This window comes from Pseudoalteromonas sp. T1lg122 (assembly GCF_002964825.1).
In the GTDB taxonomy this organism is placed as follows: domain Bacteria; phylum Pseudomonadota; class Gammaproteobacteria; order Enterobacterales; family Alteromonadaceae; genus Pseudoalteromonas; species Pseudoalteromonas gelatinilytica.
The window spans coordinates 365,251-386,189 of sequence record NZ_PQCG01000034.1; the positions used below are offsets into that span (position 1 = coordinate 365,251).

At 43.1% G+C, this 20,939-nt stretch carries 22 protein-coding genes; 3 read left to right on the forward strand and 19 right to left on the reverse strand.

Features of this window, described 5'->3' with window-relative positions; translation table 11 throughout:
• The first annotated feature begins 189 nt into the window (after positions 1 to 189).
• Positions 190 to 1,413 (forward strand): EAL and HDOD domain-containing protein, encoded by a 1,224-nt coding sequence (locus C2M33_RS19815; protein ID WP_063706650.1) that lies wholly within the window; start codon positions 190 to 192, stop codon positions 1,411 to 1,413.
• Positions 1,414 to 1,478: 65 nt separating this feature from the next.
• On the opposite strand, the gene C2M33_RS19820 is transcribed toward C2M33_RS19815, so the two are convergent.
• From C2M33_RS19820 to ccmA, 10 genes are read right to left on the reverse strand one after another with little or no spacing between them, the layout of a single operon-like run.
• Complete coding sequence (locus tag C2M33_RS19820; RefSeq protein WP_063706648.1) at positions 1,479 to 2,210, reverse strand: MlaA family lipoprotein; 732 nt, start codon at positions 2,208 to 2,210, stop codon at positions 1,479 to 1,481.
• Positions 2,211 to 2,219: 9 nt separating this feature from the next.
• The gene (gene ccmI, locus C2M33_RS19825) at positions 2,220 to 3,482 is read right to left on the reverse strand and encodes a c-type cytochrome biogenesis protein CcmI (protein WP_063706646.1); all 1,263 of its coding nucleotides are present in this window, start codon (positions 3,480 to 3,482) and stop codon (positions 2,220 to 2,222) included.
• Positions 3,483 to 3,944, reverse strand: coding sequence for a cytochrome c-type biogenesis protein (locus C2M33_RS19830; RefSeq protein WP_063706644.1), 462 nt, complete (start codon positions 3,942 to 3,944; stop codon positions 3,483 to 3,485).
• Positions 3,944 to 4,513, reverse strand: coding sequence for a DsbE family thiol:disulfide interchange protein (locus C2M33_RS19835; protein ID WP_063706642.1), 570 nt, complete (start codon positions 4,511 to 4,513; stop codon positions 3,944 to 3,946). Before C2M33_RS19835 ends, C2M33_RS19830 begins: the two co-directional genes overlap by 1 nt.
• A complete protein-coding gene (locus tag C2M33_RS19840) occupies positions 4,510 to 6,465 on the reverse strand; it encodes a heme lyase CcmF/NrfE family subunit (protein WP_105175234.1) in 1,956 nt (651 codons plus the stop codon). The genes C2M33_RS19835 and C2M33_RS19840 overlap by 4 nt, the downstream gene beginning before the upstream one ends.
• Before the next feature lies 1 nt (position 6,466).
• On the reverse strand, positions 6,467 to 6,946 hold the full coding sequence (gene ccmE, locus C2M33_RS19845; protein ID WP_063706638.1) for a cytochrome c maturation protein CcmE: 480 nt from the start codon (positions 6,944 to 6,946) through the stop codon (positions 6,467 to 6,469).
• Positions 6,943 to 7,146, reverse strand: a complete 204-nt coding sequence (gene ccmD / locus C2M33_RS19850; RefSeq protein ID WP_063706636.1) for a heme exporter protein CcmD — start codon at positions 7,144 to 7,146, stop codon at positions 6,943 to 6,945. Before ccmD ends, ccmE begins: the two co-directional genes overlap by 4 nt.
• 2 nt (positions 7,147 to 7,148) lie before the next feature.
• Entirely contained in the window at positions 7,149 to 7,886 is a 738-nt protein-coding gene (locus C2M33_RS19855; protein WP_063706635.1) for a heme ABC transporter permease, read from the reverse strand.
• Between the two features lies 1 nt (position 7,887).
• Positions 7,888 to 8,574, reverse strand: coding sequence for a heme exporter protein CcmB (ccmB, locus tag C2M33_RS19860; protein WP_054553246.1), 687 nt, complete (start codon positions 8,572 to 8,574; stop codon positions 7,888 to 7,890).
• Positions 8,574 to 9,194, reverse strand: a complete 621-nt coding sequence (gene ccmA / locus C2M33_RS19865; protein WP_105175235.1) for a cytochrome c biogenesis heme-transporting ATPase CcmA — start codon at positions 9,192 to 9,194, stop codon at positions 8,574 to 8,576. The genes ccmB and ccmA overlap by 1 nt, the downstream gene beginning before the upstream one ends.
• 102 nt (positions 9,195 to 9,296) lie before the next feature.
• Here ccmA and fliK point away from each other — a divergent pair, with 102 nt between their 5' ends.
• Complete coding sequence (fliK, locus tag C2M33_RS19870) at positions 9,297 to 12,083, forward strand: flagellar hook-length control protein FliK (RefSeq protein WP_233999281.1); 2,787 nt, start codon at positions 9,297 to 9,299, stop codon at positions 12,081 to 12,083.
• A gap of 5 nt (positions 12,084 to 12,088) precedes the next feature.
• Entirely contained in the window at positions 12,089 to 12,397 is a 309-nt protein-coding gene (locus tag C2M33_RS19875) for an EscU/YscU/HrcU family type III secretion system export apparatus switch protein (protein ID WP_063706630.1), read from the forward strand.
• Between the two features lie 26 nt (positions 12,398 to 12,423).
• On the opposite strand, the gene C2M33_RS19880 is transcribed toward C2M33_RS19875, so the two are convergent.
• The 9 genes from C2M33_RS19880 to C2M33_RS19920 all read right to left on the reverse strand — a co-directional run bounded on the left by C2M33_RS19880 (position 12,424) and on the right by C2M33_RS19920 (position 20,936).
• Positions 12,424 to 12,828, reverse strand: a complete 405-nt coding sequence (locus C2M33_RS19880; protein WP_055020709.1) for a DUF2802 domain-containing protein — start codon at positions 12,826 to 12,828, stop codon at positions 12,424 to 12,426.
• Positions 12,829 to 12,843: 15 nt separating this feature from the next.
• Positions 12,844 to 13,341, reverse strand: a complete 498-nt coding sequence (locus C2M33_RS19885) for a chemotaxis protein CheW (protein WP_063706628.1) — start codon at positions 13,339 to 13,341, stop codon at positions 12,844 to 12,846.
• 21 nt (positions 13,342 to 13,362) lie between these two features.
• The gene (locus tag C2M33_RS19890) at positions 13,363 to 14,121 is read right to left on the reverse strand and encodes a chemotaxis protein CheW (protein WP_105175236.1); all 759 of its coding nucleotides are present in this window, start codon (positions 14,119 to 14,121) and stop codon (positions 13,363 to 13,365) included.
• A 2-nt stretch (positions 14,122 to 14,123) separates the two neighbouring features.
• Complete coding sequence (locus C2M33_RS19895; RefSeq protein WP_063706624.1) at positions 14,124 to 14,894, reverse strand: ParA family protein; 771 nt, start codon at positions 14,892 to 14,894, stop codon at positions 14,124 to 14,126.
• Positions 14,895 to 14,905: 11 nt separating this feature from the next.
• Positions 14,906 to 15,865 carry a flagellar motor protein MotB gene (locus C2M33_RS19900; RefSeq protein ID WP_105175237.1) on the reverse strand — a complete coding sequence of 320 codons (960 nt, stop codon included), beginning with the start codon at positions 15,863 to 15,865 and terminating at the stop codon, positions 14,906 to 14,908.
• Positions 15,866 to 15,871: 6 nt separating this feature from the next.
• Positions 15,872 to 16,636, reverse strand: a complete 765-nt coding sequence (locus tag C2M33_RS19905; RefSeq protein WP_063706620.1) for a flagellar motor protein — start codon at positions 16,634 to 16,636, stop codon at positions 15,872 to 15,874.
• Complete coding sequence (locus C2M33_RS19910; protein ID WP_063706618.1) at positions 16,629 to 17,792, reverse strand: protein-glutamate methylesterase/protein-glutamine glutaminase; 1,164 nt, start codon at positions 17,790 to 17,792, stop codon at positions 16,629 to 16,631. The genes C2M33_RS19905 and C2M33_RS19910 overlap by 8 nt, the downstream gene beginning before the upstream one ends.
• 63 nt (positions 17,793 to 17,855) lie before the next feature.
• Positions 17,856 to 20,153: a chemotaxis protein CheA gene (locus C2M33_RS19915; RefSeq protein ID WP_105175238.1), complete on the reverse strand. Its 2,298-nt coding sequence runs from the start codon at positions 20,151 to 20,153 to the stop codon at positions 17,856 to 17,858.
• Positions 20,154 to 20,168: 15 nt separating this feature from the next.
• Complete coding sequence (locus C2M33_RS19920) at positions 20,169 to 20,936, reverse strand: protein phosphatase CheZ (protein WP_063706616.1); 768 nt, start codon at positions 20,934 to 20,936, stop codon at positions 20,169 to 20,171.
• Positions 20,937 to 20,939: the final 3 nt, after the last annotated feature.

Genomic DNA, 20,939 nt, shown 5'->3' on the forward strand with positions numbered 1-20,939 from the left:
CTTTTCATAACAAAAATGTGATATTTAATCGCAAGTTATAGAATTTCATCACAATTTATCCTAGTCTTAAGATCAAAACAAAATCAGTATTTATCCTCAAATACGCGCATTTAATTAATGCTATTTCAGGCACAATGGCATATATTGCTCATGGATAAATGAATTAACCGAAGTGGACATGCTAGGACTATGTATTTTTACGCTGCACGCCAACCTATTTTAGATAAGGAAAAGAAACTTGTCGGCTACGAACTCCTGTTTAGGGATGGCGTAGATAACGTGTTTCCAGACATTGATGGCGATGAAGCAACATCACGACTCATTGAAGGTAGTCAGTTCAATTTTGGTTTAGAAGATTTAACGGATAACAAACCAGCGTACATTAATTTCACTTTAGAGACACTCCAAAAAGGCTACCCACTTTTATTGGGTAAAGAACAAGTCGTTGTCGAAATTCTTGAAACTATTCAACCTGGTAAACGTTTACTTGCGCTGGTTAAAGATCTAAAAGAGCGAGGCTATACACTGGCACTTGATGATTACATACACCAACCTGTATGGCGTCATTTTTATCCGTATATCGATATGATCAAAATTGACTTTTTAACCTGCGATCAAGAGTCAATTGAAGCGGTTATTGAGGCAATCAAACCTCATCCGCATATCAAGTTGCTTGCCGAAAAAGTGGAAACATACGAGAAATATCAGCTGGCTCTAGAAATGGGCTTTAGCTACTTTCAAGGCTTTTTCTTTTCGAAACCTGAGATGGTACAAAGTAAAACTTTACCACCTTCTGAGATGGCTCTTGCCGAGCTTCTATACGAAACATCGAGTATTGATTTAAACCTCAGAAAAATCACTGAGGTGTTTGAACGTGACGTTAACTTGTCTTATAAGTTGCTACGCTACTCAAACTCAGCGGCCTTTAAACGTCGCGCTGAAATCAGCACTATTAAACAAGCACTTATCGTATTAGGTAGTGAAGAAATTAAACGTTTCTTGTCACTGCTATTTGCAGCTCAAGTTTCAGCGGATAAACCTGCTGAGCTTATTCGCCTTTCGTTAACCCGTGCTCGGTTTGCTGAATTACTCGCAATCAGCCACGGCAAATTGCGAGATACAGGTATGGCATTCTTAACGGGTATGATGTCGTTGATGGATGCTATCTTAGATGAAGACATGCCAAGCGTAATGAATAAGCTACCGCTAACCGTCGAAATAAAAGATGCGCTGCTTAAAGGTGAAGGCTTACTCGCTACCTATCTAAACCTTGTAAAATTTTATGAGCAAGCAGATTGGGAAAAAGCGAAAGAAATCCAACAGCAGTTGGGTCTTAAGCCTGAAGAAGTACCAGACGCTTACCACGATGCATTAAGTTGGTCTAATGACCAAATGAGTGTGTTTGGGGATTAATACCAATTCGCTTAAAGATATAAAAAATGCCAGCAATTGCTGGCATTTTTTTGAGTTGAATAATCTTAAAGATTCTCTAAAAAGTCTTCATCAAAATCATCAGGCTCTTTTTCTACTGGCGGATTGCCGTCATATAGCTCATACAATTGACGCTGGAAGTAGATATCCTTCATAAAGATATATGGGTCAAGCGACTCATTTAATAAGCTCTCTTGCGGCATTAATGAAGCACGTGCCTCAACTGCTTTCAGTGCAAACACCAATATAGTCTGTGGCGTCGTTAAGGTGATTTCAGGTAACACAAAGTTATCGACCACATCACCGGTTAAGTTTCGTGCAGTACTTGGCCCCATACCTGGGATCATTAAGTAAGCACCATCACCCACTCCCCATACGCCGAGGGTTTGACCAAAGTCCTCATCAACGATTTCTAAACCCAATGATGAAGCAACATCAAAAAAGCCGAGTAAGCCCACCGTCGAGTTCACTAAAAAACGCGCAAAGCTAATGCCCATATTACCCGGTTTACCCTGTAAACCAGCATTAACCATGTCAGTCGGTGCAGTGATGTTATCGGTAAAATTAACAATACTGCGTCTAACCGGTGCGGGGGTTACTGTGATGTAACCAACGGCTGCTGGGCGAAGAATATACGCATCAAGTACGTCCATATTAAAATCATACATAGGACGGTTAAATGATTGCAGAGGATCTCGTTCATCCACTTTTTCTTCTGGTATCTGTGCGCATCCTGCAAGCACTACAAAAAAGATAAAAAATATACTGTGCCTAAACATCGGCTATCCTTACGGTATTAACTCATTAATTAGCAGCGAATATTCTTTAACGTTTGCACGCTCTAAGACATCCGACTTGCCTTCCAACTCGCCGCTAGAAGTTACCACAGTTGCATCTTTTGATAAACGCGCAGTTAAAATAATTTTATCTACACTCGATAGATTCAAGCCATCAACCATGGCATTCGTATCACTTAACGTCACGGTTAGCGGAAAACTGTATTCGGTCATTTTAACCACAGCCAATGGCATTTGTGGGCCACTGGCTGCTTTAGCAAAAACAAATAACGTACCGTTTTGTGGCTGTGAATCAACCAGTGCCGGGTCTAAATCAACTGTGATGCTAATTTCACTGTTTGACGCTTTTGCTAACTCTGTATTCGTTGTTTGCTGCTCATTATTTAAGTGGGCATCAATTTCAGCAATACGCTCTGCAATCATGCTATAACGCGGATCGTTTTGCTGCATACTTGCAAGCAATACTTCAAATGCAGTTTTAGCTTGTAGCCAATCTTTACGTTCATACGCAATCAAGGCTAATAATGAGATTGCATCAATATTAGTTGGCTCGGCTTTTAACACTCTTGATAACATCGTCGCAGCACGAGACATATTCGCATCACTGCCTTCCATTAACAGTACTTGCGAGTAGCTGATCAGCACTTGCTTGTTATCTGGGTTCATTTTAAGAACCTTATCAAATGACTGCATTGCCATATCAAATTCATTTAATGACATTGCAACTCGACCAAGTAGCATCCACGCCACTTCGTCATCACCACTTTGATCAAGCTTAGTACGCAGTGCTAACGCAAACGCTTGTAGCTCATTTGGTGTTAACGGCTCACCTTCTTGCATCACGGCACGCTCGCCATATGACTTAAGATTTGCCATCGCGTCATGCCAGCCTTTAATTTGCTGCTGGCTACCCGTATAACCATAAAAGATGGCTGTTAAAACAATTAAAAAGCCTGCGCCAGTAAGTGCAAAAATACGGTTATTACCTTTACTGTTTAACGCTTTTTCTGGAGACAACTCATTGAGCAAACGACGCTTTTGTTCGATAACTGACTCATCGTACATTTGTGCATCAATACGTTGGTTATCTAGTTCAGTTTTAAGCTCATCTAAACGTTGATGATAAATTCGGATTAATTCCGAGTTTGCATTGTGATCAAGGCGTTGAATACGTTCGCGTTTAAAAAACGGTACGACAACAAATAGCAATGCAATCAGTGTGAGTAAAACAAAAGAAGCCCACATTAATGCCATCTAGCTTTGCTCCTGACGTTGATTTTGTTCAATTAACTTTGCAAGTAACGCTTCGTCTTGCTCTGTCCATGTTTGTTTTACTGATGCCTTACGTTGGCGTAAAACGATAAAGCCAAAGCCAAGTACCACAATCAATACTGGCAATACCCATAACACTAACGTTGCTGGCGTTACAGGTGGGTCGTAATGTACAAAGTAGCCATAACGGTCAATCATATAATCAATGACTTCATCTTTGCTTTTACCATCTTTCACCAGTGCCAACACTTTATCGCGTAAATCTTTGGCTACAACCGCGTCTGAGTCGGCAATGTTTTGGTTTTGACATTTAGGACAACGCAGCTCCTTGGTAAGCTCACTGAAGCGTACGGCCTGCTCTTTATCATCAAATTGGTATTTGTCTTGCTCTGCAAATGCGCTAAACGTGATAAGCAAACTTGCTAAAAAAATCACGAGTCTCATTACTGTAGCTCCTGCATTAACGGTGCGAATTTAGCTCGCCATACACGTGGGTTAATATCACCGGTATGGTGCAGCAAAATGGTGCCTTGCTTATCAACTAAGAAGGTTTCTGGCGCGCCAGACACCCCTAAATCAAGGGCTAATGTGCGTTTTAAATCTAAGATATTGAATTGATACGGGTCGCCAGCACGATTAAGCATACTGGTGACATCTTCGCGTAGTGCGTTAATATCAAACTGGCCATCAAAGTCTGGGTCGTAGCCTTGCTCGTAGTATAAGCCAACAATCTTAACACCCTGCTCTCTTAGCTCAGTCAAGTAACCTAACTCAGCTAAACAGGTCGGGCACCATGTGCCCCACACATTAAGTAGGTACACTTCACCCTTTAAGTCGGCATCTGTCCAACGTTTTGACTCATCCATCAAATCGGGCAAATTGAATGCAGGCATCGCGTGTCCAATACGCCCTGTTTGTAGCTCACGCGGATTAGCAAACAAACCTTGGTATAAAAACACACACAGTAAAACAAAAACCAGTAACGGTGCTAGCGCGAGTAGTTTACGGTTCATGCTGATGCCTCCTGCTTAGTCGATTTCTGGCGATAACGTTTATCACCAAGCACTAAAAAGCCAGCCAATGAAATTAAAATACCACCGAGCCACATCCAACGAACATACGGTTTATGGTAAATACGTAACGACCACGCACCTTGGCTTAATTGCTCGCCTAGTGCTAAATACAAGTCGCGTGTAAAACCAGCATCCACAGCGGCTTCTGTCATAAATTGCATACCGATGTCATAACGACGTTTCTCAGCGTGTAACACGGTTACTTGTTTATCGTTTTTCAGTACGGTGACAACACCAGCATGGCCGCTATAGTTAGCGCCACGAATTGTTTTAACACCATCAAAGCGGTACTGATATTCATTTAATGCCACGGTTTCGCCTGGCTTCATTGATACATCACGCTCAACTGAGTAAGCAGAGGTTAGCGTTACACCTGCAATCACAAATGCTAAACCAATGTGACCTAAAACCATCGCCCAATAACTTAACCCTAATCGTTTAAAGCCTTCACCTAAGGTTTTATGAATAGTTACTTTTGCCGCTAAATCAACCAGAGTAGTAACAAAAATCCATACCGCTAATGTTGTTGCAATAAAGGTAATAGGTGCAATCACATCGTAGCTTGAATATAACCATGCTGCTGTTGCTACTAGGCTTACGACGGCCGAGAGTGCAAATTTATTTTGCAGCATCGACCATTTGTTTTGTTTCCAGCGTAATAGCGGGCCCATGCCCATTAATATGGCAAACGGTACCAGTAGAATTGCAAACATCTTGTTGAAGAATGGTTCACCAATCGAGATACTGCCTAAGCCAAGTTCTTTGTGGATCATTGGCAATAATGTACCCAACAATACAATCAGCGTTGCCACAACTAAGAAAATATTATTTAGCCAAAGCGCAACTTCACGCGAAGCAAACTTATAACGGCCTTCACTTTTCACCTGTGATACACGCAGTGCATAAAGCGATAAACCACCACCCACAACAATGGCTAAGAAAGCTAAAATAAACATTCCGCGATTAGGATCTGAGGCAAATGCATGCACAGATACAATGATACCCGAGCGCACAATAAAGGTACCCAGTAAGCTCAAAGAGAATGCTGCAATAGCGAGTAATACCGTCCAAGACTTAAAGACACCACGCTTTTCGGTGGTTGATAATGAGTGCAACAATGCGGTTGCCACAAGCCATGGCATTAATGATGCGTTTTCAACTGGATCCCAGAACCACCAGCCACCCCAGCCAAGTTCTGAGTATGCCCACCAACTACCGATGGTAATACCGAGTGTTAAAAAGCCCCATGCAGTCATTGTCCAAGGACGAGACCACTTAGCCCAGGTATTATCAAGCTTTCCGGTAAGTAGTGCCGCAATAGCAAATGAGAACGACACAGATAAACCCACATAGCCCATATAAAGCAATGGCGGGTGAATAATCATGCCAGGGTCTTGCAATAACGGATTTAAATCGCGACCTTCAACTGGGAAATACGGTAATAGGCGCTCAAATGGGCTCGACATTAATAAGGTGTAAAGCATAAAGCCAACGCCTAAAAAGCCTAGTACACCGAGTACTCGGGCACGTAAAACCCAAGGTAATGATTGCGAGCGCATTGCAACAACCGCTGTCCAACCCGCTTGCATCACTAACCAAAGTAAAATTGCTCCCTCATGGCCACCCCATGTCGAGGTAATTTTGTAGTACCAAGGTAAGGTGCTACTTGAGTGATAAGCAACATACGAAACGGTAAAGTCATCGGTTAAACTGGCATAAATAAGTGCTGCAAATGATAAAAGCACAAAGACGAACTGACCAATTGCCAGTGATGGGGCTGCGCGCATTAAACGTAAATTGCCGGTATGCGCCCCCCACAAAGGAAAAATACACAGTAAAACACTGAGCACCATGGCCAGTGTTAAAGAAAAATAACCGAGTTCTGGGATCATATTAATTGCCGCTATCTAAGTTATACGTCGGTTTCTCGTGTTTGATACCCTTCACAGCTTCAGCAACCTCTGCTGGCATGTATTCTTCATCATGCTTTGCAAGCACTTCAAAGGCATCAATTTCATTGGCTTTTACTAACACGCCCTGTGCCACAATCCCTTGGCCTTCACGGAATAAGTCCGGCAATATCCCTTGATAATTAATTGTCACCATAGGGCCTTTATCGATCAATTTGAAGCTCACTTTCAAGCTTGCTTCGTCACGTACAACTGAGCCAGGTACAACCATACCACCAATGCGGAGCTTTTGACCGACATGCGGTTTTTCTTTGTTCGGGCCTTTACCCTCAACAAGTTCGCTTGGGGTATAGAACAAATTAATGTTTTCTTGCAGTGCGTACAGCACTAAACCAATGGTTGCACCCACACCAAAAATAATGGCTACAACAGCTAATAAACGTTTTTTACGTCTTGGATTCATTGCCCTGCCTCTTGCTTCGCTTTCTTAATGCGCTCTTCACGTAGTGCTTGCTGCTTTACTGAAGAGAAAATACGTTTTGTATCGTTTAACGAACTAAATAAAATACCGAGTAAAATCAATGCACAGCTGCCAAAAGACAACCAAACATAAAAGCCATAGCCACCCATGGCAATAAAATCTGCAAAAGAATCAAACTGCATGATTAACCTCGCTCAAGCATATCACGCACCCACGGGCGGTGCTTTTCACGTTGTAAAATTTCGTTTTTAAGGCGAATTAAGGTCACCACACCAACAAAACCTGCAAACGCAACAATGTTCACCATTAATGGCCAAAACATACTTGGATCAATGGCTTTAGTATCAAATTTTGTAATAGTTGCACCTTGGTGCAAGGTATTCCACCACTCTACCGAGAAGTGAATAATCGGTAAGTTGATAACCCCAACAATGGCTAAAATACACGCTGCGCGACCCGCTGCTTTTTTATCTTCAAAAGCATGATAAAGCGATAAAACGCCTAAATACAAAAATAACAGAATAAGCTCAGACGTAAGGCGTGCATCCCATACCCACCATGCGCCCCACATAGGTTTACCCCATGCTGCACCGGTGATTAATGCTATCGCTGTCACACATGCCCCAACGGGTGCAATTGCAATCACAGCAAGCTCTGCATTACGTAATTGCCATACTAGTGCGATCACTGCTGCAATCGCCATAGAAGAGTAAGCGCCCATAGATAAAATAGCTGAAGGCACATGGATAAAAATAATTCGGTAGCTGTCTTTTTGTTGGTAATCGGCAGGGGCATAAGCAAGCCCCCAGACCCATCCAACAATCATACAAACCACCGTAACGACGGCGAAATAAGGCAGTAAGGTGTTACACAATTGGTAAGCACGATCTGCTTTTGCGTAGGGATGTAACCACTTCCACATATTAACTTACACTCACTTTCAATGCTGACGATATGGCAATTGGCGCCGCTATAATCGCTACGATTAGCATGGCACCAAGGATTGCAAGCTGCCCGCTATAGGCAAGCTCCATAGAGCTGGTATCAATAGCCGAGGTTGCAAAAATTAGTACAGGGATATACAAAGGCAAAACAAGCAAACTCATCAAAATACCGCCTTTTTGCAGTCCCACAGTCAGTCCAGCGCCAATTGCGCCAATGAAGCTAAGCAATGGCGTACCCAACAATAATGTTAGAACGGTTGCTAACAGCGCTGAACTTTCTAAATTCAATAACAAAGCAAATACCGGCGTCATCAGTACTAATGGCAGCCCCGTGATCACCCAATGAGCAGCCACTTTTGCAAGCACCGTCAACGGTAATGGGTATGACGACGCGATTAATTGCTCTAATGTTCCGTCGTGATAGTCATCGCGAAATAGCTTATCAAGGCCTAACATGGTTGACAGTAATGCAGCGACCCAAATAATGCCTGGCGCCATACGAGCAAGTAGACCGGGCTCAGGGCCAATTGCTAACGGAAAAAGTGTAATAACAATCAGAAAAAACAAGATAGGGTTAACGATTTCAGCACGCTGACGAAACGCTAATTTAAGATCTTTAGAAAAAACCGCAGAGAATAATTGCCAATACGAATGCTGTTTTACCATCAGTGGCGATACTCCAAAGTCACTGTTTTTAGATCACTAAATTGTGTTGTTAAATCTTGGTGAGTGGTTAAAAGAATCGCCCCACCTGCATTTAAGTGCTCGACAAAACGTTCTTGCAAAAATGCAACACCGCTTTTATCAAGTGCAGTAAATGGCTCATCAAGGATCCATAGTTTGGCGCTATTTAACCACAGTCTTACTAAAGCGACACGGCGCTGTTGCCCCGCAGACAGCATACGAACAGGCACATCTTCAAGGCCCACCAAGCCTATTTTTGCTAAGATTGGATACAAGTCTTGCTTGCTGTCGTAGCCATTAATTTTCAGCCAAAATGCGACATTTTCTAGGGCGGTAAGCTGTGTATTTACACCCGTTTTATGGCCAATGAACAGCAGCTCTTGTGCATATTCATCATAGTATTTTGAAATAGAACGCTCTTGGAAAAATACATCGCCTTCATCCGCCATAGCGAAACCCGCGATAATACGCAATAATGATGTTTTACCAGCCCCATTCGGACCAGCTAATTGCATAATTTGTCCCGATTTCAAGCTGAAATTAAGATCCGCAAACAAACAACGATCTTGCTTGATGCAGGTGACGGCCTTAATGTGTAACAAGATGACGATTCTCTATACCCAAAATTAGGCGTTAGTCTACCATAATGATAGGGTAATACGAATATTGCTTTAAAACGATTAACTTATATTTGATCTAAAATAATGAATAAACAAAGCCAGTTGACTCTCAGCACTCAGCTTAACCTTGATCCAAAAGCGATAAGCAGCGCATCACAGCATTCATCCAATGATGCCTTAAAAATGCTGGCTGAGCAGAACGTGACTGCCCGTAATATTGTGATTGGTAAGCAAAGCGTGCAAATGGACGTGCTAATCAATAACTCATGGCAAACACTGCGCTTATCAACAGAGCAAGAAAACCTCAAAACTGAGCGCTTTCTAGCGGCCAATATTCAATTAAGTAGTGATGGTAAACAACTGAGTATTACACCAGCACCGCTGACGATTACACTTGGCAAAAGCCAGCAATTACAAGCACTACTGAACTTGCTAACGCAAGGGAGTGCAAATACAAATATGCCGCACCCAGCTCAGATTGCGCCAAGTAAACCTTTACTACAACTACCAACATTAAAAGCTGAGTTTGCTCTTAACAATAGCCTGGTTGCTCTTTTAAAAGCTGAAGCACCACTTAAAGCCATTTTGCTCCCAGCGACCAACCAACAAAATAGCTTTAATTTAAACATTATTAATCGCTTTGGGGACTCTCTCCATCAGCAAAGTGTTAGCCAACAAAAAGTGGCTGAGTTGGTGGCAAAGCTAACCCCCGAAATGAACTTAAAATTAGCTGGGCAACAAGTGCAGCTGAGCGTTGCCAGCAAGCAAAGCAACGAATTAACATTGCCGCTATCAACTATTTCACCAAAGCAAGCTAAGCAAATTCAAGCGCAGTGGCAATTTCATCCGCACGCACTAAAAGTAACCCCTCACTCAGTTAAAGAAACATTAGAACTAGTAAATAAAATGCCAGTTCAGCAAGTGTTGTTGAAGAACTCGCTGTCAGAGACATTCATTCAAGCGTTAAAAAGCCAAGCAGTTGAACCTAAGAGTGCGTTGCTTGCGCCATCGAGTAGCTCACACTCTCCAATCAGCTCCTGGCTAAAAGACAGTTTTGCTGATTTAAAAACGCGTATTAGTGATGCTGTACGCTATTTTGAAAAGCTCCCTGCCACCACAAAAGCAGCAGTTAACCAGCCAACAAACCAGCTGATTGAGAGCAAAAATACGATTAGCCAACTTGGCTTTAATGCTAATAAGATCAATATAATAAAGTTTGCCGCTGTTCAGCAAAGCGCACTCCAACAAGCAGCGCCTCACATATCCCCAAGAGCCAGTGATTCAATTGCAACGAATGGACCATTACCTGCAACTAAACAAGCAGACTCACCATTAACAACCACTCAGTCGGCAAAGCAAGTGAGTTTACCCGTGAGCTATAATAATGCGCCGCCTTTAATACAATTATTGCAACGTATAAAAGTCAGTTTAGAGCCGCTTGTTAGTGCGCAAACTCAGGCCAGTCAACCAGCAATAAACAGTAGCAAAACACAACCACCATTGCTGAGCACAGATAACAATTTGCAAAAAGCGCCTGTAGACAACAAAGCGGTTAACAGCGCGGTTACTGCCATAAAACCTGACAAACCAGCCTCAGAGCAACTCGCTCAAGTTAAAAGTAACTTTGCTAATTCAGTACTCAACAATGCCAGTGAGCCGGCCTCTCAAACTAAACAGACGCCATTAAGCACAGCACCCAATTCGCTGACGCAAAATGTAAAGCCAGAGATAAAAGGGTCATCATCACCTTTGCAGCAACACGCTGAGCAAGTTATAAAAACTGTGGCTAAAAACCTTGTAGCAGGACCTAATGAGCCAATAAAACAAACCGCATTAGCGACTCAAGCAATTAATGAACAAGCTCAAGGGTTACAAAAAGTTGCTCAGCAGCAAACTCAATTGCATGCCCCCTTTTTAGCAGCGAAAGAGCCAAACTTAGCTCAACCCTTATTGCCGATAAGGCCCATTGAAGCCGCGTTGATTGCTAAGTTATTACCACTTCCGGAAAGTAAGCCGTTAGTAAGTACGCCACTGCCAGTGCAATTAACAGAAAAACTTGTAGCCCTGAGCGAGCAAAACTCGTCGTCTTCGGTAGATTTAAATCGACTCGTGAATCAAGCGTTTAATCGCATGATCTCTAGTCAAAACATGCACCCGACAACAATTGAGCGAGAGCTTTTAAGTATTCTCAGACCAACCGCATTACCTAGCCAAACTCAGCAAGCGAGCTTTAGCCAAGGTTTAGAGCAATTAGCGGTGGCTTCACTGGCAGCACCCATTATCAATCAAGCACCAACGAGTATTAGCTTCAATAATCAAACAGGTCTTGATGCATTACTGCAAGTGTTAGTGCCCAATTTTAAAGCCGTTAACGGCAGCAAGTTACTCGAGCAATTGCAACAGCCAACGATGCAAGCAATGGCCGCTGAAGTATCTCAACTCAAACAGACTCTGACCCAAGTGCAGACAACGCCAATCAATCAGCAACAAGATAACAGTGCTTTGGCGCAGTTTTTCTTGCCGATGAAGTTACCTCCTGAAACAGGGCAAACAGAAATCAGCTTAGGACAGTATAAAAAGCCAAGTAAAAATAAACTCGAAGCAAAAAATGTTTGGTTTGTGCGGTTAAACTTTGACTATGCACAGCTTGGCAAGTTACAAATTACCGCAGAGGTGATGGATAAAGCGGTTGATTGTCAGTTACTTGCTTCTTCGCAAGAAGTAACCGCACTTGCTCATCCGCACTTAGAAACGTTACGTCATAAGCTTGCAAGCCATGGCTTAAATGTGGGAGAACTAAACCTGCAGCAAGGTGTGTCAAACCATCAGGCTTTTTATAAATCGCATGCGATTATCAACATTAAGGTGTAATTTTTATGAGTGAACACGCGATGCATAAATCTGCGATAGGCCTACTCTACGAAGCTGGCAGCTCGCCAAAAGTGACCAGTAAAGGCTTTGGTGAATTGGCTGAAGAAATAATCAAGCTCGCCGAGCAAAAAGGTATTCTGATACACCAAGATGCTGATTTAGCCCAAACTCTGTCTCATCTTGAGTTAGGTGAAGAAATACCGAAAGAGCTTTACTATGTCATTGCTGAGTTAATTGCTTTTTCGTACGTATTGCGGGGTAAATTTCCGCCGGGTTGGCACGATTTTCAGGGTAAGCTCAACATTCAAGCCTAGTGCTCAGATTCAAATAAAAAAGCGCCTTATTGGGCGCCTTTTTGTTTATGAAGTGACATGAGTAGCTCAGCTTCGGCTCTGGGTAATTCGCATTCACGAATTATTTCTTCTAAATCAGCACCTAGCTCAACCATTTTAACCGCTCGCGAATAAATTTTCGCATTCGGATCATCATATTTCTGTGCATCTTGCAGCTGTTCAAGCTCTTTACTTTTTTCTTCAACAGCGACAACACGTTTGCCAATACTTAGCATGCCGGCACGCATTTCAGCCACTTCGCTACGAAGAATACTCAATTGCTGTTGAGCTTCTTGCAGCTGTTTTTGCTTGGCCTGAATTGCCGCCGCTTGTTTATTGTTATTGACAAAAATAAGCCCCAAACACACTAATACAAGTAAGATTGAGGCACCAAACAAAGAGTATAACAGCATATAATTTCCAAACGCTTATAGTGCGCTTAGCTCGTCCCACTCATCGTCATTTAGTAATTTATTAAGATCAACCAAGATCAATAGCTCACCATCACGGTTAGATACGCCTTGGATAAACTTAGCACTTTCTTCTGTGCCGATATTTGGCGCACTATCAATTTCAGAGCTACGTAGGTAAACCACTTCAGCCACACTGTCGACCAAAATACCGATCACTTGCTTTTCAGCTTCAATGATCACGATACGTGAGTTATCAGTGACTTCTGCACCCATTAAACCAAAACGTGCACGCGTGTCGATTACCGTCACAACGTTACCACGTAAGTTAATGATACCTAACACATAAGACGGTGCACCTGGTACAGGAGCAATTTCAGTATAGCGAAGTACTTCTTGTACTTGCATTACATTAATGCCGTACGTTTCTTCTTCAAGTTTAAAGGTTACCCACTGTAACACTTCATCGTTGCTATCAGCATTTTTATTAGCTGACAGTAGTCTTTCTCCACTCATGCTATTACTCCGTAAAAATAGTTACTGCTCACGGCTGTCTAAGCCCTGCTCTAGCAATTGATATAAATTTTCAACGTCAATCAAGGCGCACATTTTCTCTTTGATGACACCTGCAAGCCAAGGCCGCTTACCTGATTTAGTTCGCCATTTTACATCTTCTTTTCGAAGCGTAATATTATTGACGAGCTTTTCAGCCAACAATCCCCATTGACTGTCACCTAAGGTGATTAAATACTGATAATTTAATGATTGTTCTAATTTTTCATCATATTTTTCTGGCATAACCCAACGTGCAGTATCAACAACATTCAGTTTTTCTTCACGGTTCAGCATCACGCCTTTAAACCATTTAGGCTTACCAAATAATTGGTTAACCTCTGCCAGTTGATGAATTCCCCCTAATGCTTTTAACGGCACGGCGAGCGTTAACCCCGCCACTTCGAAGAACAATGCCTGAAATTCACCATCAAAATAGTCTTCTTGGCGATCAGACGAGGTTTTTGCAACCAGTTCTGCTTTAGGTTCTTCAACTATATCTTTGATATTAGCTTGGTTCTCGGTTTTCTCAAGCTCTTTAGTCGGTTCAGGGGGTGGTAAAACAGGTTCTGGGGTAGGCAGAATTTCCGTCAGCTTTTCTTCTGTCTTTGTTTCTGGCTCTTTAACCTGCTCTAACAACTTTGCGACAGGCTCAAGGTTTTGGTCTGTAGGCTCATCTTCACACAACAAAGCGCCCAAATATTGGGTCATCACTTTTTCATTGGCAAATAAATGCTTACTCATCTCTAACCTTGTGCAACTAAGTAATCAAGCAGTGCGCGATAGGCAAATACCCCACGTGAACGCGGGCAAAATTGAATCGGCACTTGTTGTGCTAAACTAGCATCTCTAAATTTTGTATCGACAGGCACGACACCTGACCATACTTTGTCTTTGTAATTATCCTGCAGAGTCTTATAAGCTTCAAGTGATGCTTTAGTGCGTTTGTCGTACATTGTTGGAATAATCGTATATTGATACTGTTTGGCTTGTGATGTTTGCATCAGCTCCATGGTGCGCATCATACGATCAAGCCCTTTTAAAGCCAAAAATTCAGTTTGTACTGGCACTAAAATTCGTTCGCTTGCTGCAAGAGCATTGACCATCAAAACGCCTAAAACAGGCGGGCAATCAATAATCGCGTAATCATAATGCTCGCTAATTTTGGCGAGTGCTTTTTTCAGTATTAAGCCCATGCCATTTTTATTACCCATGCTTCTATCAAGCGTCGCGATTGCCATAGTCGCAGGTAAAATATCAAGATTTTCAAGTGTTGATGGGCATAAAGCCTGTAAAATTTCTTCACTTGCCATACTGTTGCCGCGTGCAAATATATCGTACACACTGACTTCAAGATCTTCAGAATCAATACCAAAGTAATAAGTGAGTGATGCATGCGGGTCGGTGTCAATAAGTAACACGCGCTTCCCTTGTAAAGCGAGAATGCCAGCAAGGCTAACGGCTGTGGTGGTTTTCCCTACCCCACCTTTTTGATTCGCTACGGTCCAAACTTTCACATCACACCTTATTATTGTTCATTGCGCGTGGTAATCCTAATACCACCATGTGGTAATTGAATCACTTTAATGGTGTTATCATTGCTTGGCAACTCAATTTCAGTTGTATCTTGTGCTTGATTTTGTGGCTCTTGCTCTGAGCTTTCTGGCGCTTTAGGTGGTAGACCATACTTTGACAACGCGACCACCACTTTACGGTTTTCAGCACGTCCTTGCTCGGTATCATTACTCACAAATGGTGAGTATTGTCCGTAACCTTCAATTGCCATACGCGCTGGATTGATACCCAAACTTTCAAGTTCGACGAGTACCGATGTAGCCCGCGCTACCGATAACTCCCAGTTAGAACGAAACATCTCATTACGAATACCTTCATTATCGGTATAACCACGCACGCGAATGTAATTATCAACAGGGGCAATAATATCTTTTACTAAGCCAACGACTTGCTTGGCTCGTTGCTGTGCAACGGCACTGCCCGATGAAAAAAGCATTCCAGAGCTTAATTCAATGATAAGCCAGTCTTGATGTAACTCTAAACTCGCTTCACCATCACGAATTTCATCAATCAGTGCAGACTGCAATTTCGTGAGTAAGCTGTCGAGGGGCTTACCAAGATGCTTTTTCTCAATATTACTGGTTTCGCTTTGCCCATCGAGTAACTCAGGCCCTTGCTCTTCTTTACGAATGCTCTCACCGTACAAAATATCGTTCTCGGTGCTGACTCTGTCAGTTAATATGCCCGTGCCGTTAACGCCTGTGCCCACCTGCTGTTGCTGACGAGCAGACTTTTCAAACACCTGTTCAAGAGAGTCTGAGAGAATTTGAAAGTCTTCATTCTTACTAATTGCGATTGCATACATGACCACAAAAAAAGCAAACATGATGGTCATGTAATCGGCATAAGAAACTAGCCAGCGTTCGGTGTGTTGGTTTTTTGACGTGTTATGACGCAAGCGACGGCGCATCATGTTAAATTACTCGTCAACTAAGCTTGGACGTTCTACACGATACGCCTCAAGTTTTAGTTCGATATTTAGTGGGCTCTCACCTTGCGAAATAGCAATAATGCCTTCAGCAAGTAATTCATGATACAGCATTTTTTGTTCAATTTGCTGCTTAAGCTTATTCGCCATTGGCAAAAAGAGTAAGTTGGCTAAACCAACACCATAAATGGTGGCGATAAAAGCAGTTGCTACACCCGCACCCAGTTTTTCAGGATCCGTTATAAACTGCATGGCCTGAATCAACCCGAGTACCGCACCTAGAATACCAATTGTAGGGCTATAACCGCCCATGGCTTCGTAAACTCGGCTTACCTCGAGTAAGCGTTCGCGTTCTAGCATTAAATCAATCTCAAGGGTATCTCTGAGTTTTTGTTCATCAATCCCATCAACAAGTAGACTCAAGCCTTTTGCCGCATACGGGTCTGAATGAGATAATGCTTCAGATTCTAGTGCTAAGTAACCTTCTTGACGTGCCTTGTGTGACCAACGCTTCACTTGCTCTATAGCAGCTTCAATATCATGATACGGAGGGAAGAACACCCAATGACTGATCTTAAGCGTTTTGGTAAAGACACTACCAGGAGTCTGTAGCATCACAGCCCCGAGTGTCCCACCTAAAACAATGATCAGCGCCGGACCATTGAATAATGCACTGACAACACCGCCTTCAAGTGCATAACCAAAAGCAATGGCGCCTAAGGCAACGATTAAGCCAAGAAACGAGAGCTTATCCACAGCCAGTCTCACGAGTTAAGCGCGCTGCAACATCATTGAGTGCGAGGCTTTCGCTCGCTAATCCTGCGTTTGCAACAGCTTGTGGCATACCGTACACCACACTGGTTTTTTCATCTTGCGCCCAAATGGTTGCACCCACTTGCTTGAGCATGCGTGCACCATCACGGCCATCTGCGCCCATACCAGTTAAGACTACCGCCAGCACATCACCGGCAAAGGTTTTTGCGGCACTCGCAAAGGTGACATCGACGCTAGGTTTGTAGGTAATACGCGGGCTGTCATCTTCAAACACACGTAATGTGCGAGAGCCGCCGCGCCCTTCAATCAGCATTTGTTGACCACCAGGTGCTAAATAAGCTGTCCCTGGCACTAAACGGTCACCATTTTGCGCTTCTTTCACATTGATTTTGCATAGGCCATTAAGCCTTGCAGCAAAGGCTGGCGTAAACGCCGCTGGCATATGCTGAATCAGCAAAATAGGGTGTGGGAAGTTAGCTGGCAACTGAGTCAAAATTGTTTGCAGTGCCACAGGCCCACCAGTTGAAGTACCAATCGCAACCAACTGATATTTTTTACCGGAGGCACGCATACTACTCACTGATGAAGACGATCCAGCAGATGAACTAGCAGGCGCTGTCGCAGTACGACTAAAGCTACGATCAGGCTGAACAATACCGCTGCTGGTCGTTGTGCTACGAGTTGGCGCAGATGTCGGTGTTGTTCTGGTCACTGGCGCTGGACGCGTAAAGCGAGAAAGTCGACGACGACCAATTTCTTTTACTTTATTTTGTAAAAGCGCAATTGCATCTTCATTATTGCGGGCAATATCTTCGAATTTTTTCGGTAAAAAATCTAACGCCCCAGCATCCAGTGCATCTAGGGTTGCTGTTGCGCCATCACGGGTGAGTGATGAAAACATTAAGATAGGAGTCGGTGTTGCTGCCATTATTTCTTTCACGGCACTAATGCCATCAAGAACTGGCATTTCAACATCCATAGTAATTACATCAGGTCTTAATTCACGGGCTTTATCTACCGCTTCACGACCATTTACGGCAAAACCAATTACCTGAATATTGCTGTCTTGCTCTAAAATTTCGCTCACTCTACGGCGAAAAAAGCTTGAATCATCAACAACTAATACTTTGACTGCCATTGGCACTCTCTTGTTTTATTTCATTGAAAGTGCAGCTTGAGCGCTGCACTTTACTATTTATTATTAGCCAACGTAGTGCTTCAGCATGCTAGGTACGTCTAAAATAAGTGCGATACCCCCATCAGACGTGATGGTTGCACCAGCCATACCCGGTGTGCCTTGCAATAATGCATCAAGAGGTTTAATTACCACCTCTTCTTGACCAATTAACGAGTCAACCACAAAGCCCACTTGTTTAGTGCCTATTTGAACAATAACCACGTGACCTTCTGCTTTGCGCTCTTGGCGGTTGGCTCCTTTTACTAACCAATGTTGTAAGTAGAAAAGCGGTATCGCTTTTTCACGTACAATAATTGTCAGCTGACCATCCACTACGTTTGTTTTCGTTAAATCAAGATGGAATATTTCGCTTACACCAGCAAGTGGTAAAGCAAATGTTTGCTCACCAACAATAACCATTAAGGTTGGTAGAATCGCAAGCGTCAACGGCACCTTGATTTCAAGTGCAGTCCCTACACCTAATTCAGACTGAATATTAACTGAGCCGTTTAATTGGGTGATTTTAGTTTTCACTACATCCATACCCACGCCACGGCCTGAAATATCAGAGATTTCTTCTTTCGTTGAGAAACCTGGCGCAAAAATTAGATTATATGCTTCTGTATCTGATAAACGGCTTGCTTGGTCATGGTCGATAACACCTTTGGTGATCGCAATTTTCTTCAGTTTCTCTGCATCCATACCCGCACCATCATCGCGGATAGTAAGTAGGATGTGATCACCTTCTTGCGAAGCCGACAGGGTTACAGTACCTGTACGCGGCTTGCCTGCAGCTTCACGCACATCAGGCATTTCAATACCATGGTCAACCGAGTTACGCACTAAGTGCACTAAAGGATCGGCCAGAGCTTCTACTAAGTTTTTATCTAAATCGGTTTCTTCACCAACTAATTGTAAGTTGATGTCTTTTCTTAAGCTACGCGCTAAGTCACGAACAACGCGTGGAAAACGACCAAAGACTTTCTTGATTGGCTGCATGCGGGTTTTCATAACCGCACCTTGCAAGTCTGCTGTCACCACATCTAGATTAGAAATAGCTTTACCCATTGACTCGCTGTTGCTGTTATTAGCAAGGCTTACCAAACGGTTACGAACCAATACTAACTCACCCACCATATTCATGATTTCATCAAGGCGTTTTGTATCAACACGTACGGTTGTTTCAGCCTGTGGTGGTGGCGCTTTCTTTGGCGCTGCTGCAGCGACGGGAGCTTTTTCCGGTGCTTTTGCTGGAGCTGGCGCTGGTTTACTTGCTGCTGGTGCAGGTTGAGCCGCAGGTTTTGAAGCTGCTGGTTGAGCAGGTTTTGCAGGCTCCGCTTTAGGCGTTTCTGGGGCTTTTTCTGGCGCTGCCGTTTCTAAAGACTGTGGCGCACTGCCTTTCCCATGTAATTCGTCAAGTAAGGCTTCAAACTCGTCATCGCTAATTTCATCGTCTGAACCACTACTTGTTGCTTCTGCAGCAGGTGTTGGTGCAACAGGTTCAGCAGCTTTAACAGGTTCTGGCTGAGCAACTTTATCTTGTTTTACTTCACCGAAATTGCCAACGCCGTGTAACTCATCTAATAAGCTGTCAAATTCGTCATCAGTGATGTCGTCACTGTCGCTACTAATTACATCTGGCGTGGTTGAAGCAGGACCTTGCCCCTTGCCATGAAGCTCATCAAGTAGGCTTTCAAATTCATCTTCGGTGATTTCGTCAATGTTCTGTGATTCAGGCTTGCTATCTGCAAGACCACCGCCATCAAACAACATGTCGAAAGCAAATGGGTCATCTTCATCAATATTATCTGTCGCGATATCAGCTGTAACGTCAGGCGTATCGACAACTGGCTCTTCAATAACAGGCTCTTCAGGTGCAACTGCAACATCGCCTGCTACAGAAATATCTTCACCAGCGAGCTCTTCTGCTGTAGGTGGCTGGCTTAATTTATGAAGAACATCTAATAGGGCTTGATCTGCGGGCTCTGGTTGTTCGCGATTTTGAATCGTAGCGAACATTTCATTGATAGTGTCGAGGGCCTGTAGGATTACATCCATCAGCTCAGGTGTAACTGTACGCACACCTTGACGTAATAAATCGAAAACATTCTCTGCACCATGACACGCATCAACAAGCTCTGTCATGCTCAAGAAGCCTGCACCACCTTTTACAGTGTGAAAGCCTCTAAAAATGGCGTTTAAAAGATCTTTGTCTTCTGGGTTATTTTCAAGCTCGACTAATTGCTCTGACAAAAGCTCTAAGATTTCCCCTGCTTCAACAAGGAAATCCTGTAATATATCTTCATCGACTTCAAAGCTCATGCAGCTACTCTCCTCTTAGAAGCCCAGACTTGATAATAGGTCATCGACTTCATCTTGTCCTGAGACAACATCATCGCGAGACTCACTATCAATAATCGGCCCTTCAGGACCTGCTAGTGTATCACTGGTCGCAGGTGCTTTTTCTATGGCCTGTTTTTCTTGTTGTTGATGACCATCTTCTTGACTGCCAAACACAGTTAAGAGATTAATTAAACTGTCTTCTACTTCACGCACTAATTCGATAACTCGGCGGATAACCTGCCCCGTTAAGTCTTGATAGTCCTGAGCCATCAACACATTAGTCATCAAACCTTGTAATTCGTCGGTTTTGGTGTGCGAGTTATTCATGAACTTATCTAAGCTATGACATAACGATTTAAATTCACCGAGTTCAATTTCTCGGCTCATTAAACGATCCCAAGTGGGTTTTATTGTTGCGATTTCATCAGCAAGTTGTTGTGCAATCGGTAAACTTGCTTCAACCGCATCCATGGTTTTATTTGCGGCGCTTTCTGTCATTTCCATAACATAATTTAAGCGCTGCTTAGCGTCTGGGATCGCTTCGGTAGTTAAATCGGCGAGACGAGTATCTAAGTCAAAGTTTTTTAACGCTTCATGAAGCTGACGCGTCAATTTACCGACTTCAGCAAACAACTCTGATTGTTCTTTCGATGCAGCTTCAAGAATCAGCTTATCGGCTTTTTCTTGTTCACCATTTTCAAGATACTCAACAAGTTGACGAGCTTGCTCTAAACTTATTTGAGGCGCAGCAAGTGCTGACATAAG

What these genes read in the sequence shown, in the direction of transcription:
- C2M33_RS19835 (WP_063706642.1), bottom strand. Translation starts at nt 4,513, where the DNA reads ATGAACCGTAAACTACTCGCGCTAGCACCGTTACTGGTTTTTGTTTTA.
- C2M33_RS19880 (WP_055020709.1), bottom strand. Translation starts at nt 12,828, where the DNA reads ATGCTGTTATACTCTTTGTTTGGTGCCTCAATCTTACTTGTATTAGTG.
- C2M33_RS19910 (WP_063706618.1), bottom strand. Translation starts at nt 17,792, where the DNA reads ATGGCAGTCAAAGTATTAGTTGTTGATGATTCAAGCTTTTTTCGCCGT.
- ccmD (WP_063706636.1), bottom strand. Translation starts at nt 7,146, where the DNA reads ATGCAGTTTGATTCTTTTGCAGATTTTATTGCCATGGGTGGCTATGGC.
- C2M33_RS19815 (WP_063706650.1), top strand. Translation starts at nt 190, where the DNA reads ATGTATTTTTACGCTGCACGCCAACCTATTTTAGATAAGGAAAAGAAA.
- ccmB (WP_054553246.1), bottom strand. Translation starts at nt 8,574, where the DNA reads ATGGTAAAACAGCATTCGTATTGGCAATTATTCTCTGCGGTTTTTTCT.
- fliK (WP_233999281.1), top strand. Translation starts at nt 9,297, where the DNA reads ATGAATAAACAAAGCCAGTTGACTCTCAGCACTCAGCTTAACCTTGAT.
- C2M33_RS19900 (WP_105175237.1), bottom strand. Translation starts at nt 15,865, where the DNA reads ATGATGCGCCGTCGCTTGCGTCATAACACGTCAAAAAACCAACACACC.
- C2M33_RS19820 (WP_063706648.1), bottom strand. Translation starts at nt 2,210, where the DNA reads ATGTTTAGGCACAGTATATTTTTTATCTTTTTTGTAGTGCTTGCAGGA.
- C2M33_RS19890 (WP_105175236.1), bottom strand. Translation starts at nt 14,121, where the DNA reads ATGAGTAAGCATTTATTTGCCAATGAAAAAGTGATGACCCAATATTTG.
- C2M33_RS19920 (WP_063706616.1), bottom strand. Translation starts at nt 20,936, where the DNA reads ATGTCAGCACTTGCTGCGCCTCAAATAAGTTTAGAGCAAGCTCGTCAA.
- C2M33_RS19840 (WP_105175234.1), bottom strand. Translation starts at nt 6,465, where the DNA reads ATGATCCCAGAACTCGGTTATTTTTCTTTAACACTGGCCATGGTGCTC.
- C2M33_RS19885 (WP_063706628.1), bottom strand. Translation starts at nt 13,341, where the DNA reads ATGAGTGGAGAAAGACTACTGTCAGCTAATAAAAATGCTGATAGCAAC.
- C2M33_RS19830 (WP_063706644.1), bottom strand. Translation starts at nt 3,944, where the DNA reads ATGAGACTCGTGATTTTTTTAGCAAGTTTGCTTATCACGTTTAGCGCA.
- C2M33_RS19855 (WP_063706635.1), bottom strand. Translation starts at nt 7,886, where the DNA reads ATGTGGAAGTGGTTACATCCCTACGCAAAAGCAGATCGTGCTTACCAA.
- ccmE (WP_063706638.1), bottom strand. Translation starts at nt 6,946, where the DNA reads ATGAATCCAAGACGTAAAAAACGTTTATTAGCTGTTGTAGCCATTATT.
- ccmI (WP_063706646.1), bottom strand. Translation starts at nt 3,482, where the DNA reads ATGGCATTAATGTGGGCTTCTTTTGTTTTACTCACACTGATTGCATTG.
- C2M33_RS19875 (WP_063706630.1), top strand. Translation starts at nt 12,089, where the DNA reads ATGAGTGAACACGCGATGCATAAATCTGCGATAGGCCTACTCTACGAA.
- C2M33_RS19915 (WP_105175238.1), bottom strand. Translation starts at nt 20,153, where the DNA reads ATGAGCTTTGAAGTCGATGAAGATATATTACAGGATTTCCTTGTTGAA.